Source organism: Chitinilyticum piscinae, from assembly GCF_015223195.1.
GTDB lineage: Bacteria > Pseudomonadota > Gammaproteobacteria > Burkholderiales > Chitinibacteraceae > Chitinilyticum > Chitinilyticum piscinae.
The window spans coordinates 17578-33698 of record NZ_JADFUA010000005.1 but is presented as its reverse complement, the minus strand read 5'-3'; the positions used below and the strand labels follow the sequence as shown (position 1 = coordinate 33698).

Below are 16121 nucleotides of genomic sequence, written 5' to 3'. Positions count from 1 at the left end.
CGCACAATGGCAAGGAGGCTGGCAATCATGAACCCGCAACTTTACGAAACCGCCGAGCTGGTGCAGATCGAGCAGCAGGCCGGGCAGATGCTGGAAACTGCAAAACCGGAGTCCAGACTCTACCAACTGGCCTATCGACTCAGGCTCTATTTGCAACTGGAGTTGATCAGACGTGGTGTTTTTTCCCGCCGCGCGGCACGCTTGCGTGCCGGTGGGAGCTAGGAAGTACACCGGACAATAAAAAACCGGAGCAAGGCTCCGGTTTTTTATTGTCCGAACGATCTCGCGTTTATTCCATGCGGTAGTTCGGTGCTTCCTTGGTGATCTGTACGTCATGCACGTGTGATTCGCGGATGCCGGCCGAAGTAATTTCGACAAACTCGGCCTTGGCGTGTACCTCGGCAATCGACGCACAACCCAGATAACCCATCGAGGAGCGGATGCCGCCGACCAGTTGGTGCACGATGGCAGTCATCGGGCCCTTGTAAGCGACGCGACCTTCGATGCCTTCCGGAACCAGTTTGTCCGCATCGGCGGTCTTGTCCTGGAAGTAGCGATCGGACGAGCCATTGGCGCCGGCCATAGCGCCCAGCGAGCCCATGCCGCGGTAGCTCTTGTAGCTGCGGCCCTGATACAGCTCGACTTCACCCGGTGCTTCTTCGGTGCCGGCGAACAGCCCGCCGAGCATCACGCAATGCGCGCCGGCTGCCAGTGCCTTGGCGATGTCACCGGAGTAGCGGATGCCGCCATCGGCAATCAGCGGTACGCCGCTGCCGGCCAGGGCATCGGCGACATTGGCAACCGCAGTGATCTGCGGCACGCCGACGCCGGCCACGATGCGTGTCGTGCAGATCGAGCCGGGGCCGATACCGACCTTGACGCCATCGGCGCCGGCGTCAACCAGTGCCAGTGCCGCACCCGCGGTGGCGATGTTGCCGCCAATGACCTGCACTTGCGGGAAGTTTTTCTTCACCCAGTTCACGCGGTCCAGTACGCCTTGGCTATGGCCGTGGGCGGTGTCGACCACGATGACATCCACGCCTGCTTCAGCCAGCAGCTCGACACGCTCTTCGGTGCCGGCACCAACACCAACGGCGGCGCCAACGCGCAGACGACCTTGATCGTCCTTGGCGGCATTCGGGTGTTCGCTGGTCTTGATGATGTCCTTGACGGTAATCAGGCCCTTCAGGCGGAAGGCGTCGTCAACAACGAGTACGCGCTCAAGGCGGTTTTCGTGCATCAGGCGGCGGGCTTCATCGATACTGGCACCTTCGCGCACGGTAACCAGGCGCTCGCGCGGGGTCATGATGTTGGCAACCGATTCATCCAGGCGAGATTCGAAGCGCAGGTCACGGTTGGTAACGATGCCCGCTACGGTGCCGCTGGCGTCGATGACCGGCAGGCCGGAAATCTTGTGCTGGCGGGTCAGGTTCAGTACGTCGCGAACCAGCATGTTCGGGGCGATGGTGACCGGATCCTTGACGATACCGGACTCGTAGCGCTTGACCTTGGAGACTTCCAGCGCCTGCAGTTTGGGCGTCATGTTCTTGTGTACGATGCCCATGCCGCCTTCCTGTGCGATGGCAATGGCCAGACGCGCCTCGGTGACGGTATCCATGGCGGCGGAAATCAGCGGGAGATTGATGCGGATGTCGCGCGTCAGCTGGGTGGCCAGATTGACGTCACGCGGGAGGATATTGGAATGGGCGGGAACGAGCAGAACGTCGTCGAAAGTGAGGGCTTTCTGGATGACACGCATTGGTACGAATCCTTGGACGCAAAGCCGCATTATACAGAATGCCGGCGGGGAAGGCCATGCTGCTGCCGAACGTCGCTGTTACAGGATTTTGCTGGTTGGCGCTAGAATCAGCGTTTTGTGAAACCAAACTGGACTGGATCGGACATGATGCGCTGGCGGCTGGGCTTTCTTGCGGTGGTACTTTTCTGTGCGGCAACGATCGCATTTGCGCTGTACCAGCAATACTACGAATTCAAGGACCCATGTCCCTTGTGTATTTTTCAGCGCGTGGCCGTGATGGGCTGTGGCGTGGTGGCGTTGATGGCAGCCGTGCTGCCCTTGCCACGCTGGTCGCGTTTCTGGCCTCTGTTGCTGAGTGGAGTGGCGCTCGGTGGCTTGTCCATTTCGCTGCGGCAGGTCTATCTGCAGTATTTTATTGATCCGGCCAGTCTGCCTAGTTGCGGTGCAGGACTTGGCTTTCTCTTTGATACGCAGCCCTGGTTGCAGGTGTTCAGCTCGGTTCTCTCCGGTCATGGCGAATGTGCTGCGAAGGATGAGGTGCTCGGTCTCAGTCTGGCTATCTGGGCTGGGCTGGGGTTTGTGGCTATGGCCACCTCGGGCTGGCTGATCCGCCACTGGCAATTTTCCAAGGAAAAAGCATGACGCTTACTGAATTGCGCTACATCGTCGCGGTGGCTCGCGAGCGCCATTTTGGACGCGCAGCGGCCAGTTGTTTTGTGTCTCAGCCTACCCTGTCTGTTGCAGTGAAAAAACTGGAGGACGAGCTTGGTTTGGCGCTGTTCGAGCGTTCCGCTGGCGATGTCACGCTGACGCCGATTGGCGAGCGGATTGTGAATCAGGCGCAAACGGTGCTTGAAGAGGTGCAGCTCATCAAGCAGCTGGCCGAGCAAGGCAAGGATCCGCTGGCGGGAGCCCTGCGGGTCGGGATCATCTACACCATTAGCCCCTATTTGTTGCCCTATCTTATTCCGGCGCTGCGGCTGAAGGCGCCGCAGATGCAGATGCTGTTGGAAGAAAATTACACCGCCAGGCTTGCCGAGATGCTCAAGCAGGGTGAGATCGATGTGGCCATCCTGGCCGAGCCGTTCAGCGAGGCGGGCGTACTCACCCAGGTGGTGTACGAGGAGCCTTTTGTCGTTGCCACCCCGAAGGGGCATCCCTGGGAGGAACAGGAGGCGGTTTCGGCCGAGCAGTTGGCGGACGAGAACGTGTTACTGCTCTCGCCGGGCAACTGTTTCCGTGATCATGTGCTGCAGGCCTGTCCGGACCTGAATCGCGAGAGTCTCCCCGCAGGCAGTCTGCAGCGCACCCTGCAAGGGAGCTCGCTGACGACTATCCGGCACATGGTTGCCGGTGGGGTGGGCGTGACGGTGTTGCCGGCGACCTCGGTGACCGAGGCGGATGAACATTTGCTGGCGATACGTCCCTTCTCCGGCGAGGCGCCGACCCGCCGGGTGTTGCTGGCCTGGCGCAAGAATTTCCCCCGCGCGGCGGCAATCGAGGCGCTGCGTCAGGCTGTGCTGATTTCCGGTCTGCCGACGGTGACCATGCTTCCTGATGAAATAATAGACTGATGCACAGGTATGCGCTTGTAGCTATTTGTTATTAAAAGTTTGGGGTAAATACATTGGTGGGTATGTGTTATTGCACCCGTACAACGGGTTCGATGCCCATGCTGCGCAATTTCTGAATGGCCTTGTCCGCTTCTGCCTTGTTGTTGAAAGGCCCAATCTGCACCCGCGTTTCCAGGTACGCAGGAATGCCCGCCTGCTGCAGCTGTTCGAGCAGTTTTTCTGCCCGTGCGGCATGCAGGAACACTCCGGCCTGCACCGTGTAGCTGCTCTTGCTATTCGGGGCCGGGGTTGCAACTGCCGGAAGAGGCAAGTTCTGGGTTGACTGCGGTGGTGTAGTCGCTGGTTGCGGCTGGGGCTTGCTGGAGGGCTGAGGGGTGGCTTTCTCCGCTAGCCTGGCAGGTAAGGCTGCGGCAGTTGGTGCAGGTGCGGCCGCTGCGCTCTTTTTGTTGGTTGGGGGCTGCGTCGGAATCGGACTTGCCCCTGTGTCAGTTGCTGGCAATGGGGGCGTGCTGGCGGGGAGGGGCGTGATGGTTGTCTGGCTAGTGATCGGGGCGCTGGCAGTGCTGCTGGCGCTGCTCGCTGGACTGGCCGATGCCGGAGGGCTGGCAGGTGTAATGACCGGGGTGCTTAATGGCGGTGCAATCCTGGGTGTGACGGGCGCAGGTTGCTCGGCAGGGGCTTGCCGGTTTTCAAGCCAGTAAATGGCGCCTAGCGCGGCACCGATCAGGCAGATGGCGATGGCGAGTCGCCAAAGGAGTTGGGTGCGCAGCTGATTCTGTTCGCGCTGCTGCAGAAGAGGGTCTTGGCTGTCGCTCATATCCCGTGCGTGTCTGGTTTGTTATACTGTGCGGCTATTTTGCATTCACCCTGGGCGCAAGAGCCGTTTTTGGCTGGCTTGTGTGTGGCGCATGGCTCCTGATCCGTCCGTAGAGCCGGAATGGATGTCGTGGCGCTGAGGTGGTGTGTCAAGTTTATAACAACCGTGAAAGTAATGGAGATATTCACATGGCTATCGAACGCACGATTTCCATCGTCAAGCCGGACGCTGTAGGCAAGAATGTAATCGGCAAAATTTATGACCGTTTCGAATCTGCTGGCCTGAAGATTGTGGCCGCCAAGATGAAGCATCTGTCCCGCGCTGAAGCCGAAGGTTTCTATGCCGTGCACAAGGAACGCCCCTTCTTCAACGATCTGGTGAACTTCATGACCTCCGGTCCGGTCATGATCCAGGTGCTGGAAGGTGAAAACGCCATCCTGAAGAATCGCGAACTGATGGGCGCTACCGATCCGAAGAAGGCTGACGCCGGCACCATCCGCGCCGATTTCGCCGCTTCTATTGATGCTAACGCGGTGCATGGTTCCGACAGCCCGGAAAATGCCGCAATTGAAATCGCTTTTTTCTTCGCCTCCAGCGAAGTTTACGCCGGTCGTTAATCCGGTAGTGCAGGAGTAAAACAATGTCGGTCAATCTGCTGGATTTCGACGCTGCAGGCATGCAGGAATTGATGGCCGAGTTCGGTGAGAAACCCTTTCGCGGCAAGCAGTTGATGAAATGGGTGCACCAGCGCGGCGAGAGCGATTTCGACGCGATGACCGACATTGCCAAGACTTTCCGCACAAAGCTGCATGCCGGTGCCTGTGTCAAGGCGCCGTCCATGCTGGCCGAGCAGGTGGCCAGTGATGGTACGCACAAGTGGCTGCTCGATGTCGGTGTCGGCAACGGCATCGAAACGGTGTTCATCCCTGAAGATGACCGCGGAACGCTCTGCGTTTCCAGTCAGGTGGGCTGCGCACTGGAATGTACCTTCTGTTCTACCGCGCGCCAGGGTTTTAACCGCAATCTGTCAACCGGCGAGATCATCGGCCAGCTGTGGTGGGCCAATCAGCGCCTGTCGCGTGAAACCGCGCGGATCGGTGAAGTGGCCAATGACGATGCCCGCATTGTTTCCAATGTGGTCATGATGGGCATGGGTGAGCCCTTGGCCAATTACGACAATGTGGTTCGTGCGCTTAAGCTGATGCTGGACGACAATGCCTACGGACTGTCGCGCCGACGCGTCACTTTGTCGACTTCCGGGCTGGTTCCGGCGATGGATCGGCTGCGGGATGAGTGTCCGGTGGCACTCGCAGTAAGTCTGCATGCATCCAATGACCGGATTCGCGACGAGATCGTGCCGATTAACAAGAAATACCCGCTCAAAGAGCTGCTGGCAGCCTGTAACCGCTATCTGGACAGGGCGCCGCGCGATTTTGTGACATTTGAATACATCATGCTCGAAGGGGTGAATGACCAGCCCGAGCATGCCCGTGAATTGCTCGATATCGCCAAGCAGGTGTCGTGCAAGTTCAACCTCATTCCCTTCAATCCCTTTCCGAACTCGGGCTACAACCGTTCGTCGCGCGATGCTATTCTCCGTTTCCGGGATGTGCTCGCCGAAGCCGGACAGGTCGTTACGGTACGCAAGACGCGTGGGGATGATATCGACGCCGCCTGTGGCCAGCTGGCTGGGCAGGTGAAAGATAAAACGCGGCGCACTGCGCGGCTCGCCGAGGCTTCGCCCATCGTGTTTCACAAACAGGGGCAGGGAAACTGATGCGGATTTTTGCAAGTGCTGTATTGCTGTGCAGTGTGCTGACTGGCCGGGTAGCCAGCGCAGCCGAAGAGGCACCGACCTATACCGATGCCGATCGGGCGCGGATTAGAACGGAGCTGGCGGCCGAATATTACAATCGCAATCAGTATCCGATTGCAATCGAGGAGGCCAAGAAGGCTCTTCAATCCAAGGCAGACTATGCCCCGGCGTATCTCGTGATGGCCTTGGCGTTCGCCGAATTGCTGGATGATGGCATGGCGCGCAGCAATTTCCAGCAAGGGCTGAATATCGAGCCCGGCAATCTCGATCTGAATCACAACTATGGCCGATATCTGTGCAGCAAGGGCGAATATGCAGCGGGTTTGGCACGCTTGCAGCAGGTGTTCGGGGTTACTTCCTATGCGGGTATTGATAACAGCTACACGGTAGCAGGTGATTGCCTGGATAAGGCGGGAGATACCAAGCAGGCGCTGGCCTATTACCGGATGGCGTTACAGTATCGGCCCGGCAATGCGCTGGCGCGTTATCGGCTGGCTTCGGTGTATCTGCGGGAGGGGCAGCTCGCGGAGGCGCGGGATGCCTACAATGGCCTCACACGTGTCGTTTCTCGCCCGGCTCCCGATGTCATCTGGCTGGGCGTGCGGCTTGAGCGCAAGGCAGGTAACCGTGCTGCCGAGAAGAAACTTGCCGACCAATTGCTGGCGCAATTTCCCGATTCACGTGAAGCTGGTTATTTGAAAGCAGGGCAGTACGAATAATGAGTATGGACGAACTGAGCCAGGCTGCTGTGGCACCTTCTGTGGCCCCGTCTCCCGGTGCTGCACTGCGCGTAGCCCGTGAAATCAAGGGCTGGACCATCGAATACGTCGCGTCCCAGTTGAAGCTCTCTACCGGGCAGATTGCTGCGCTGGAGGCGGATGCCTTTGATCGGCTGCCCGGAAACACCTTCATCCGCGGATTTGTCCGCAATTACTCCCGTTTGCTGGGAATGGAATCGGAACCCTTGCTGGCGCAACTGGCCTTGCTGCTACCGGCAGAGCGAGCGCAAGCCGCACTTCCGCGCTTGCCCCAGGAAGATGGTCCGAGCTTTACCGCAACGGCGGGAGGGGGGGGCAAGCCGCTTCTGGGTATCATCGCCGTGCTCGCAGGTTTGCTACTTGGTGCTGTACTGGTGTTCTGGTATCTGCAGCAACCGGCGCGCCCTGAGCTGGCTCTTGCTGAATCCTCGGCTCCGGCTGTGGCGCTGGTTCCTGTTGCGGCGAGTGATCTGGTCGCCAGTGAGATCATTCCGGCATCCGCAGTCGCAGGGCGCCAGGCATCAGCCGCCAGCCAGGTGTTGGCGGGGTCTGCTGCGCAGGTTGCCAGTGAGCCGGTTATTGTCATCAAGCCGGCCAGCGCGCCGGGCTCGCTCGGGGCTAGTGTGCCGCTGGGGCATGGCGATCTGCAGATCGCCGCGCAGGCAGACAGCTGGGTCGAGGTCCGCGATGCCGACGGCCAGAAACTCTACTCCGGAATGCTCAAGCCCGGCGCAGATCAGGTGCTGGGTGGCAAGCTTCCCTACACTCTTACTGTGGGTAATGCACCGAATACCCGCATCACTTTCCGTGGCAAGCAGGTTGATCTTGCTTCTGCAACGCGAGCCAATGTGGCCACGATCGAACTCAAATAAGTACAGCCATGACATCAGCAATTCCCCGTCGTAAAACCCGGCAGGTCCGGATCGGCCATGTCTGGGTCGGTAGTGATCATCCGGTAATGGTTCAGTCCATGACCAATACCGATACAGCCGATGCCGAAGGTACGGCCCGGCAGATTTTCGAGCTCTGGCGTGCAGGCTCCGAGGTGGTGCGCATCACGGTTAACAGTGCCGAAGCGGCGGCTGCCGTACCTGCCATCTGGGAAAAGCTGGACAACTGGGGTTGTCGAGTGCCGCTGGTAGGGGATTTCCATTTCAATGGCGATCGTCTATTGCGCGACTACCCCGAATGTGCCCAGGTGCTGGCCAAGTACCGCATCAATCCCGGCAATGTGGGCAAGGGAGCCAAGCGTGACGAGAAGTTCGCCTTCATGGTCGAGAAGGCGATCGAATATCAGAAGGCGGTGCGCATTGGTGTGAACTGGGGGTCGCTTGATCAGGCGATTGCCGCCCGGATGATGGATGAAAACAGCAGGTTGTCGCAGCCTCTGCCGGCCGAGGCCGTCATGCGCGAGGCGCTGATTGTGTCAGCGCTTGAATCTGCCGAACAGGCGCAGTCCTGGGGCTTGTCGGCCGATCAGATTCTGCTTTCCTGCAAGGTGTCGCATGTGCAGGATCTGATTGCGGTGTATCGTGATCTGGCTGGACGCTGCGATTATCCACTGCATCTCGGCCTGACCGAGGCCGGCATGGGTTCCAAGGGCATCGTGGCCTCTTCGGCGGCGCTGGGGGTTCTGCTGCAGGAAGGGATTGGTGATACCATCCGCATTTCGCTTACCCCGGAGCCCGGCGGCGACCGTACCAAGGAAGTAGTCGTGGCGCAGGAGCTGCTGCAGACCATGGGCTTGCGCTCTTTCGTGCCGCTGGTAACGGCATGCCCAGGTTGTGGCCGCACGACGTCGACGGTATTCCAGGAACTCGCTCAGGACATCCAGAATTTCCTGCGTGTGCAGATGCCGATCTGGCGTACGGAATATCCGGGCGTCGAAGACATGAAGGTCGCCGTAATGGGCTGTGTGGTCAATGGCCCGGGTGAATCCAAGCTTGCCGATATCGGCATTTCCCTGCCCGGTACGGGTGAAGTTCCGGTATGTCCGGTCTATATCGATGGCGAAAAGGATGTGACCCTGAAGGGGGGGCGCGTTGCCGAGGAATTCCAGGCCATCGTCGAGAACTATGTGCGCACCCGCTATGGCGAAGGTGGCAGCAAGCGCCGCGAACCGGTGCAGAAGGTTATCCCGATTGTCGGGGTATGAGGTTGTAACCCAGTAATATAAGCGATTTATGGCGAATACTATTCAAGGTATCCGCGGCATGAATGATGTGCTGCCGCAGGATTCCCAGGCATGGCTGCATGTCGAGCAGGTCTTTCGTAACTGGGCCGCGGCGTATGGCTACAAGAATATCCGCATGCCCATCGTCGAGCCGACCGGCTTGTTCGTACGTGGGGTAGGCGAGCATACCGACATCGTCGAGAAGGAAATGTACTCCTTCGAGGATAGCCTCAACGGCGAAAAGCTGACCTTGCGCCCGGAAGGCACTGCGGGCTGCGTGCGCGCCTGCATCGAACATAATCTGCTCTACAACCAGACGCAGCGTCTGTGGTATATCGGGCCGATGTTCCGCCACGAACGCCCGCAAAAGGGCCGCTATCGCCAGTTCCATCAGCTGGGTATCGAAGCCTTCGGCTTCGAAGGTCCTGACGTCGACGCCGAACTCATCGTCATGCTGGCTGACTTGTGGCAACGCCTGGGGTTGACCGGCCTGCAACTCGAGCTTAACTCGCTCGGCAACGCCGATGAGCGTGCTGCGCACCGTGTGGCGCTGATTGCCTACCTCGAAGGTTTCGTCGACATTCTGGATGATGATGGCAAGCGTCGTCTCTACACCAATCCGCTGCGGGTGCTGGATACCAAGAATCCGGCTCTGCAGGACATGGCGCAGAATGCGCCGAAACTTGCGGATTTTCTGGGGGCCGAATCCCGCGCGCATCTCGATGGCGTGCGTGCACGGCTGGATGCGGCGGGTATCGGCTATGTGCTGAATGACCGGCTGGTGCGCGGGCTGGATTATTACAACCGCACGGTATTCGAGTGGACGACTACGCAACTTGGCGCGCAGGCCACGGTCGCGGCGGGCGGGCGCTACGACGGGCTGGTCGAGCAGCTGGGGGGCAAGCCTTGCCCTGCTGTTGGCTTTGCCATCGGCATCGAGCGTTTGCTGCTGTTGCTCGAGGCGCAAGGTGTTGCTGGCCAGGTAGCCCAGCCGGATGTGTATCTGGTGCATCAGGGTGACGCCGCCGCAATGCCGGCATTCCGCTGTGCAATGGCATTGCGCGCGGCCGGACTCGATGTCATCCTGCACGCCGGTGGCGGCAGCTTCAAGTCGCAATTCAAGAAAGCCGACAGCAGTGGTGCCCGCTTCGCCGTTATTATCGGCGAGGCCGAGGCCGAAGCCGGGCAGGCCAATCTGAAAGTGCTGACCGGTGAGCGCCAGGGTGAACAGCAGAGCGTGGTGCTGACCGATCTGGCTGAGATCATCTTGGCTGCAAGAACAACAAACTGAACAGGGGTGACGTGAAATGGCTGCATTCGATCTGCAGGAACAGGAACAGCTGGCCCAGTTGAAGGGCTGGTGGCAGGACTGGGGGCGCTATCTGGCAGCCGTGCTGGCGGCCGTCCTGATCGGTTTTATCGGCTGGCAGGGCTGGCAAGCCTGGCAGCGGCATGTGCATGAAAAAGCGGGTGCTGAATTCATTGCGCTGCAGGATGTGGTGGCTGATCCCGCCAAGTTCAAGGCTCAGCTGGATAAACTGAAGTCTGATTATACCTCCACTCCGTATGCGTCGCGTGGGGCCATGATTGCTGCCCAACAGGCCTATACACTGGGCAAGTTGCAGGATGCGCGCGCGGAGCTGAAATGGGTGATCGATCACTCCGGCGAATCCGTGCTGCGCGATCTGGCTCGTCTGCGTCAAGCCGGCATTGCGCTGGACGAAAAGAAATTCGATGAGGCGCTGTCTCTGGCCAAGGCGCCGGAAGAAACCAGTTTCTCGGCCGTGTTTGCCGAAACCCGTGGCGACGCCTATCTGCTGAAGGGTGACAAGGGGGCCGCGCGCGATGCGTACCAGCAGGCGCTGGCCAAGACCAACAAGGAAATGCCGAATTACCGGCTGATCGAATTCAAGTTGCACGCCGCTGGAGCCCAATAATGTCGACGAAGCGTCTCGGTCTTGCATCCTGCCTGATTCTGGCGCTGGCGGCGTGTGGTACCACCAGCAATGCACCTGAACCCAATCCGCTGCCGCAAGTTGCCGACAAGGCCGGCGCTGCTGTGCGGTGGAATCGCAGCATTGGTGGTTCTACCGAGCTGCGCTATCGGCCGGCGGTCAGTGACGAGGCCATTGCCGTAGCGGGTGCTCCCAATCAGCTGGCCTTGCTGGACAAGGCCAGCGGTCAGGCTCGCTGGACCGTGACGCTGGAGCGTCCGGTTGCAGGCGGTGTCGGTCTGAATGACAAGCTGGTGGTGGTCGGGACGCTCAAGGGTGACGTGATCGCCTTCAGTCGCAGCGGCCAACAGCTGTGGACCGCCAAGGCGACTAGCGAAATCATTGCTCCTCCGGTAATCGGCAGTGGCGTGGTTCTGGTGCGCAGCGGTGATGGGCGTGTCTCGGCATTTTCCGCCGAAGATGGCTCGCTGAAATGGTTCTATCAGCGCCAGCAGCCGGCATTGCTGCTGCGCAATTTCGCGGCTCCGCTGATCAATAATGGAGTCGCCTATGTCGGGCTTCCGGCTGGGCGGCTGGTTGCGCTCGATCTGCAGGATGGACGGGTGCGCTGGGATGCGCCGCTGGCCTTGCCGCGCGGGGCTTCCGAACTGGAGCGCGTAACGGACGTCGTGACTACCCCGGTGTTTGCCAGTGGCTCGGTCTGCGCCGTGGCATACCAGGGACGTGTCGGATGCATTGAGGCCGCTTCTGGTACTTTGCTGTGGACGCGCGAGGCCTCCAGTGCCTCTGGTCTGGAAGCCGATGGTCAGGCGGTGTATTTCACGGACGACAAGGGGGCGGTGGTGGCGCTGGATCGCAGCAGTGGCCGCAATCTCTGGCGTCAGGACAAGCTCGCGAACCGCGCTTTGAGTGCGCCGGCGCTACACGGCAACTATTTGCTGGTTGGTGATTTTGAAGGCTATCTGCACTGGATCAATCGCGACGACGGCGCCTTTGTGGCTCAGCGTCCGACCGACGGCGGGCGTGTAGCGGTTGCTCCGCAGGCACTTTCCGGCGATACAGTACTGGTACAGACCACCAAGGGTGGGCTGTACGCTTTTGGTGTGAAGTAAGGATTTGAATGAAACCCACGATTGCTCTGGTCGGCCGCCCGAATGTTGGCAAGTCGACCCTGTTTAACCGCCTGACCAAATCGCGTGACGCGCTGGTGGCCGATCAGCCGGGTCTGACTCGCGACCGTCACTATGGTCATGGCCGCGTGGGTGACAAACCCTATCTGGTGGTGGACACTGGCGGCTTCGAGCCGGTGGTGGACGAAGGCATCATGTTCGAGATGGCCAAGCAGACGCTGCAGGCTGTTGATGAAGCGGATGCGATTGTCTTTATCGTTGATGGCCGTACCGGCCTGACCCCGCATGACAAGATCATCGCCAACCGGCTTCGCCAAGGCTCCCGGCCGGTGTGGCTGGCGGTCAACAAGGCGGAGGGCATGAATCGTGCCGTCGTGACTTCCGAGTTCTTCGAGCTGGGTCTTGGCGAGCCGGTGGCGATTTCTGCTTCGCATGGCGAAGGTGTGCGCACCTTGCTTAACGAAATTCTTGAACGCTTCCCCGAGCCGGAACCGGAGGAAGATCCCGATCATCCGAAATTCGTGATTGTTGGTCGTCCGAATGTCGGCAAGTCCACGCTGGTGAATGCCGTGCTCGGTGAAGAACGCGTCATTGCCTTCGATGCACCGGGTACAACCCGCGACTCGATCTATATCGATTTCGAACGCAATGGCGGTAACTACACGATCATTGATACGGCCGGTGTGCGTCGCCGTGGCAAGGTGACTGATGTGATCGAGAAATTCTCGGTCGTGAAAACCATCCAGGCAATTGAAGATGCCAATGTCGCCGTGCTGGTGCTGGATGCCACGCAGGATGTCTCCGATCAGGATGCCCGTGTAGCCAGCTTTGTTCTGGAGGCCGGGCGTGCGCTGGTGGTGGCCGTGAACAAATGGGAAGCAGCCACGCAGGAGCAGAAAGACCAGATCAAGCGCGATATCGCCCGCAAACTGGCGTTCCTCGATTTTGCCAAGTTCCATTACATCTCGGCGCTGCAGGGCAAGGGTGTCGGAGACCTCTTCGCGTCGATTGACCAGGCCTATGCGGCGGCCATGACCAAAATTCCGACGCCGAAACTCACGCGCGCCCTGCAGCTGGCCCTCGAGCGGCAGCAACCGCCGCTGGCCGGCAAGATTCGCCCCAAAATGCGCTATGCGCACCAAGGAGGCACCAATCCGCCAGTGGTTGTGATCCACGGCAATGCGCTGGAGGCTGTGCCTGCAGCATACTGGCGCTATCTGGAACACAGCTTCATCAAGATGTTCAAGCTGCAGGGAACACCGCTGCGCGTGCAGTTCAAGAAGAGCGAGAACCCGTTCGAGGTCAAGCCGGCGCCGACAGCCAAGCTCAATCCGCGCATGAAAACCAAGCATCGTGGTAAGCTGGCCGAAGGGAAGGCGAAGAAATAACCTGGTAATAGTTACAGCCAGAGGCAGGCAGGGGCTTTAGCCTATTGGCTTTTGACGTCGTTTGTACTATAAGCGTAAGACGCTGAGCACTGCGACGTCGTAAATCGTGGTACCTAATAACGCAAAAGTCGGAGAACTAATAAATGAGTGCCAAGGGGCAAATGTTGCAGGACCCATTTCTGAATATCCTGCGCAAGGAACATGTACCGGTCTCCATCTACCTGGTCAACGGCATCAAGCTGCAAGGCCAGATCGAATCGTTTGACCAGTATGTCGTCCTGCTGCGCAATACAGTCACGCAAATGGTTTACAAGCACGCCATTTCCACGGTCGTGCCGTCGCGCCCGGTCAATATTCCGCACGACTCCCCGAACGCGGCTACCCTCGAGGGTTAAGTGTCGGGTTATCAATTACCCCGCAGGGTATCCCTCGCGGGGTTTTTGATTTTGTAGTTTATGTCTGTATACCTGCGAGTACTGGATGTTCGAGCGTCATAAAGGGGGCGAGGAGGCCATACTGGTCTGCCTTGATTTCGGCAATCCGGATTTTCGTGATGATGTTGCCGAATTCGTGCAACTGGTCGAATCCGCTGGGGTGACTGCACTGGATGTGGTCGAGGGCAAGCGTTCGCGGCCCGATCCTGCGTATTTTGCCGGGACCGGCAAAGTCGATGAAATCGCGCTGGCTGTTCGCACGCACGGTGCCGAGCTGGTCATTTTCAATCACCAGCTCTCGCCCGCCCAGGAACGCAATCTGGAGCGCGCCCTGCAATGTCGCGTCCTGGATCGCACAACCCTGATTCTCGATATCTTTGCCCAGCGCGCACGGACTTCGGAAGGCAAGCTGCAAGTGGAGTTGGCGCAGCTTGCGCACATCCAGACCCGGCTGATTCGCGGCTGGACGCACTTGGAGCGGCAGAAGGGTGGTATCGGGTTGCGCGGGCCGGGTGAAACCCAGCTTGAAACCGATCGCCGGCTCATTGGCGAGCGGGTCAAGCGCCTGAAGGGGCAACTGGCGACCGTGCAAAAGCAGCGCTCGACCCAGCGCCGTGCACGCCAGCGGCGCGGCCAGTTTACCGTTTCGATTGTCGGATATACCAATGCCGGCAAGTCGACGCTGTTCAATGCGCTGACCAAAGCCAAGATCTATGCTGCCGACCAGTTGTTTGCCACACTGGACACGACATCGCGCAAGCTCTACCTTGATTCCGAGCACTCCGTCATCATCTCTGATACTGTCGGCTTCATCCGCCAGTTGCCGCATACGCTGGTAGCGGCATTCCGGGCGACGCTGGAGGAAACGGTCGAAGCGGACCTGCTGCTGCACGTGGTTGACGTCAGCCATCCCCTGCGCGAGATGCAAATTGCCGAGGTCAACAAGGTGCTCGCTGAAATTGGTGCGGAACAGATTCCGCAATTGCTGGTCTGGAACAAGATCGATCTGCGCGACCAGCCTGCCGGCGTTGAGCACGACGAGCATGGCCGTGCCGTGGCGGTACGGGTCAGTGCCATGCAGAACCTGGGCCTGGATGAATTGCGCCAGGCGCTGATCGAAACTATGGACCAATCCGTCAAGGAAGATGAATGAGTCAAAATGATCCGCAACGCGGTGGCCGCAAGGACGGTCCGCCCGAACTGGACGAAATCCTGCGCTCGGTCAGCAACAAGGTTGGTTCCTTGTTCGGTGGCGGTGGCAACGGGGCCTCGCAACAGCCGGGGAAAGGCTTCACCGGTATAGGGGGGCTGGTTGTTGGTGCCGTTGCCGCACTGTGGGTGGCAAGCGGGCTCTATGTGGTCGATGAACGGGAGAACGCCGTACTGACCCAGTTCGGCCGCTATGTCGAAACCGTGGCCAGCCCGGGTTTGCACTGGCATCTGCCATGGCCGATCCAGCGCTCGGAGCTGGTCAACATGACCGAAATCCGCAGTCTGGAGCTGGGCGGTGGCTCTGCATCCGCATCGAATATGGTGCTGACCGCTGACCAGAATGTCATTGAGGTGAAGCTGAATGTGCAGTACACGCTGAACAGCGCACGGGACTATTTGTTCAACAACCGCTTCAAGGATGGTGATGAACGCGATCTGGTGAATCAGGTTGCCGAGTCGGCCATTCGCGAGGTGATCGGTCGCAACAATGTCGATGCCGTGTGGAATGAAGGCCGGGCCAAGGTCGGCGAAGACACCAAGGTGCTGATGCAGGGCTTGCTGGATCGTTATAACGCCGGCATTTCGATTGCCCGTGTGAACATTGCTGATGTGAATGCACCGAAGGAAGTGCAGGAAGCATTCAGTGATGCGGTGAAGGCCCGCCAGGATCGCGAACGTCTGATCAATGAAGGGCGTGCGTATTACAACGATGTCGTGCCGCGTGCGAGCGGTACTGCCGGCAAGCTGCTGCAGGAAGCCGAAGGCTATCAGCAGCAGGTGGTGTCGCGTGCGGAGGGTGAGGCTGATCGTTTCAGCAAGATTGCTGCCGAGTATGCCAAGTCGCCACAGGTGACGCGCGACCGCATGTATTACGACACCATGCAACAGGTGATGCAGAAATCGACCAAGGTGATTGTGGATCAGAAGCAGGGTGGCAATCTGCTGTATCTGCCGCTGGACAAGCTGATGCAGCAGACCGCTGCACCGGCGCCGGCTGGCGAGGTCAAGCCAGCCGAGGTGGTGAGCGCCAAGCCGGCTGAAACTGCGCCGCAGCGCCCGGCTTCGCCGCTGCGCTCCGACCGTGACGGCCGCTAAGGGGGTAGCC

18 protein-coding genes are annotated in these 16121 nt (G+C 59.5%); 16 read left to right on the top strand and 2 right to left on the bottom strand.

Annotated features, from left to right (window positions below; translation table 11 throughout):
* Positions 1-27: 27 nt before the first annotated feature.
* Entirely contained in the window at positions 28-222 is a 195-nt protein-coding gene (locus INR99_RS09615; protein WP_194116138.1) for a hypothetical protein, read from the top strand.
* Between the two features lie 67 nt (positions 223-289).
* On the opposite strand, the gene guaB is transcribed toward INR99_RS09615, so the two are convergent.
* Positions 290-1759, bottom strand: a complete 1470-nt coding sequence (guaB, locus tag INR99_RS09610; protein WP_194116137.1) for an IMP dehydrogenase — start codon at positions 1757-1759, stop codon at positions 290-292.
* A gap of 144 nt (positions 1760-1903) precedes the next feature.
* On the opposite strand from guaB, the gene INR99_RS09605 reads away from it, so the two are divergent.
* Both INR99_RS09605 and INR99_RS09600 read left to right on the top strand, forming a co-directional pair.
* The gene (locus INR99_RS09605) at positions 1904-2401 is read left to right on the top strand and encodes a disulfide bond formation protein B (RefSeq protein WP_194116136.1); all 498 of its coding nucleotides are present in this window, start codon (positions 1904-1906) and stop codon (positions 2399-2401) included.
* On the top strand, positions 2398-3333 hold the full coding sequence (locus INR99_RS09600) for a hydrogen peroxide-inducible genes activator (RefSeq protein WP_194116135.1): 936 nt from the start codon (positions 2398-2400) through the stop codon (positions 3331-3333). Before INR99_RS09605 ends, INR99_RS09600 begins: the two co-directional genes overlap by 4 nt.
* A 67-nt stretch (positions 3334-3400) precedes the next feature.
* Here INR99_RS09600 and INR99_RS09595 read toward each other — a convergent pair whose 3' ends face one another.
* Complete coding sequence (locus INR99_RS09595) at positions 3401-3643, bottom strand: SPOR domain-containing protein (protein ID WP_228098188.1); 243 nt, start codon at positions 3641-3643, stop codon at positions 3401-3403.
* A 217-nt stretch (positions 3644-3860) separates the two neighbouring features.
* Here INR99_RS09595 and INR99_RS09590 point away from each other — a divergent pair, with 217 nt between their 5' ends.
* The 13 genes from INR99_RS09590 to hflK all read left to right on the top strand — a co-directional run bounded on the left by INR99_RS09590 (position 3861) and on the right by hflK (position 16111).
* Complete coding sequence (locus INR99_RS09590; protein WP_194116133.1) at positions 3861-4034, top strand: hypothetical protein; 174 nt, start codon at positions 3861-3863, stop codon at positions 4032-4034.
* Between the two features lie 304 nt (positions 4035-4338).
* A complete protein-coding gene (gene ndk / locus INR99_RS09585; protein ID WP_194116132.1) occupies positions 4339-4767 on the top strand; it encodes a nucleoside-diphosphate kinase in 429 nt (142 codons plus the stop codon).
* Between the two features lie 23 nt (positions 4768-4790).
* Entirely contained in the window at positions 4791-5927 is a 1137-nt protein-coding gene (gene rlmN / locus INR99_RS09580; protein ID WP_194116131.1) for a dual-specificity RNA methyltransferase RlmN, read from the top strand.
* Positions 5927-6685 carry a type IV pilus biogenesis/stability protein PilW gene (pilW, locus tag INR99_RS09575; protein ID WP_194116130.1) on the top strand — a complete coding sequence of 253 codons (759 nt, stop codon included), beginning with the start codon at positions 5927-5929 and terminating at the stop codon, positions 6683-6685. The genes rlmN and pilW overlap by 1 nt, the downstream gene beginning before the upstream one ends.
* A 5-nt stretch (positions 6686-6690) precedes the next feature.
* Positions 6691-7596 carry a helix-turn-helix domain-containing protein gene (locus tag INR99_RS09570; protein WP_194116129.1) on the top strand — a complete coding sequence of 302 codons (906 nt, stop codon included), beginning with the start codon at positions 6691-6693 and terminating at the stop codon, positions 7594-7596.
* Positions 7597-7604: 8 nt separating this feature from the next.
* A complete protein-coding gene (ispG, locus tag INR99_RS09565) occupies positions 7605-8879 on the top strand; it encodes a flavodoxin-dependent (E)-4-hydroxy-3-methylbut-2-enyl-diphosphate synthase (RefSeq protein ID WP_194116128.1) in 1275 nt (424 codons plus the stop codon).
* A gap of 28 nt (positions 8880-8907) precedes the next feature.
* On the top strand, positions 8908-10188 hold the full coding sequence (gene hisS / locus INR99_RS09560) for a histidine--tRNA ligase (protein ID WP_194116127.1): 1281 nt from the start codon (positions 8908-8910) through the stop codon (positions 10186-10188).
* 16 nt (positions 10189-10204) lie between these two features.
* Complete coding sequence (locus INR99_RS09555) at positions 10205-10834, top strand: YfgM family protein (protein WP_194116126.1); 630 nt, start codon at positions 10205-10207, stop codon at positions 10832-10834.
* Positions 10834-11964, top strand: coding sequence for an outer membrane protein assembly factor BamB (gene bamB, locus INR99_RS09550; protein WP_194116125.1), 1131 nt, complete (start codon positions 10834-10836; stop codon positions 11962-11964). Before INR99_RS09555 ends, bamB begins: the two co-directional genes overlap by 1 nt.
* An 8-nt stretch (positions 11965-11972) precedes the next feature.
* On the top strand, positions 11973-13370 hold the full coding sequence (der, locus tag INR99_RS09545; protein ID WP_194116124.1) for a ribosome biogenesis GTPase Der: 1398 nt from the start codon (positions 11973-11975) through the stop codon (positions 13368-13370).
* Between the two features lie 143 nt (positions 13371-13513).
* Positions 13514-13765, top strand: coding sequence for an RNA chaperone Hfq (gene hfq, locus INR99_RS09540; RefSeq protein ID WP_194116123.1), 252 nt, complete (start codon positions 13514-13516; stop codon positions 13763-13765).
* Between the two features lie 85 nt (positions 13766-13850).
* Positions 13851-14957 carry a GTPase HflX gene (hflX, locus tag INR99_RS09535; RefSeq protein WP_194116122.1) on the top strand — a complete coding sequence of 369 codons (1107 nt, stop codon included), beginning with the start codon at positions 13851-13853 and terminating at the stop codon, positions 14955-14957.
* The gene (gene hflK / locus INR99_RS09530) at positions 14954-16111 is read left to right on the top strand and encodes an FtsH protease activity modulator HflK (protein ID WP_194116121.1); all 1158 of its coding nucleotides are present in this window, start codon (positions 14954-14956) and stop codon (positions 16109-16111) included. The genes hflX and hflK overlap by 4 nt, the downstream gene beginning before the upstream one ends.
* Positions 16112-16121: the final 10 nt, after the last annotated feature.

Coding starts and splice junctions, on each gene's coding strand:
- pilW (WP_194116130.1), top strand. CDS start 5,927: ATGCGGATTTTTGCAAGTGCTGTATTGCTGTGCAGTGTGCTGACTGGC.
- bamB (WP_194116125.1), top strand. CDS start 10,834: ATGTCGACGAAGCGTCTCGGTCTTGCATCCTGCCTGATTCTGGCGCTG.
- guaB (WP_194116137.1), bottom strand. CDS start 1,759: ATGCGTGTCATCCAGAAAGCCCTCACTTTCGACGACGTTCTGCTCGTT.
- ispG (WP_194116128.1), top strand. CDS start 7,605: ATGACATCAGCAATTCCCCGTCGTAAAACCCGGCAGGTCCGGATCGGC.
- rlmN (WP_194116131.1), top strand. CDS start 4,791: ATGTCGGTCAATCTGCTGGATTTCGACGCTGCAGGCATGCAGGAATTG.
- der (WP_194116124.1), top strand. CDS start 11,973: ATGAAACCCACGATTGCTCTGGTCGGCCGCCCGAATGTTGGCAAGTCG.
- hfq (WP_194116123.1), top strand. CDS start 13,514: ATGAGTGCCAAGGGGCAAATGTTGCAGGACCCATTTCTGAATATCCTG.
- hisS (WP_194116127.1), top strand. CDS start 8,908: ATGGCGAATACTATTCAAGGTATCCGCGGCATGAATGATGTGCTGCCG.
- hflK (WP_194116121.1), top strand. CDS start 14,954: ATGAGTCAAAATGATCCGCAACGCGGTGGCCGCAAGGACGGTCCGCCC.
- INR99_RS09570 (WP_194116129.1), top strand. CDS start 6,691: ATGGACGAACTGAGCCAGGCTGCTGTGGCACCTTCTGTGGCCCCGTCT.
- INR99_RS09600 (WP_194116135.1), top strand. CDS start 2,398: ATGACGCTTACTGAATTGCGCTACATCGTCGCGGTGGCTCGCGAGCGC.
- hflX (WP_194116122.1), top strand. CDS start 13,851: ATGTTCGAGCGTCATAAAGGGGGCGAGGAGGCCATACTGGTCTGCCTT.
- INR99_RS09615 (WP_194116138.1), top strand. CDS start 28: ATGAACCCGCAACTTTACGAAACCGCCGAGCTGGTGCAGATCGAGCAG.
- INR99_RS09605 (WP_194116136.1), top strand. CDS start 1,904: ATGATGCGCTGGCGGCTGGGCTTTCTTGCGGTGGTACTTTTCTGTGCG.
- INR99_RS09590 (WP_194116133.1), top strand. CDS start 3,861: ATGGTTGTCTGGCTAGTGATCGGGGCGCTGGCAGTGCTGCTGGCGCTG.
- INR99_RS09555 (WP_194116126.1), top strand. CDS start 10,205: ATGGCTGCATTCGATCTGCAGGAACAGGAACAGCTGGCCCAGTTGAAG.
- ndk (WP_194116132.1), top strand. CDS start 4,339: ATGGCTATCGAACGCACGATTTCCATCGTCAAGCCGGACGCTGTAGGC.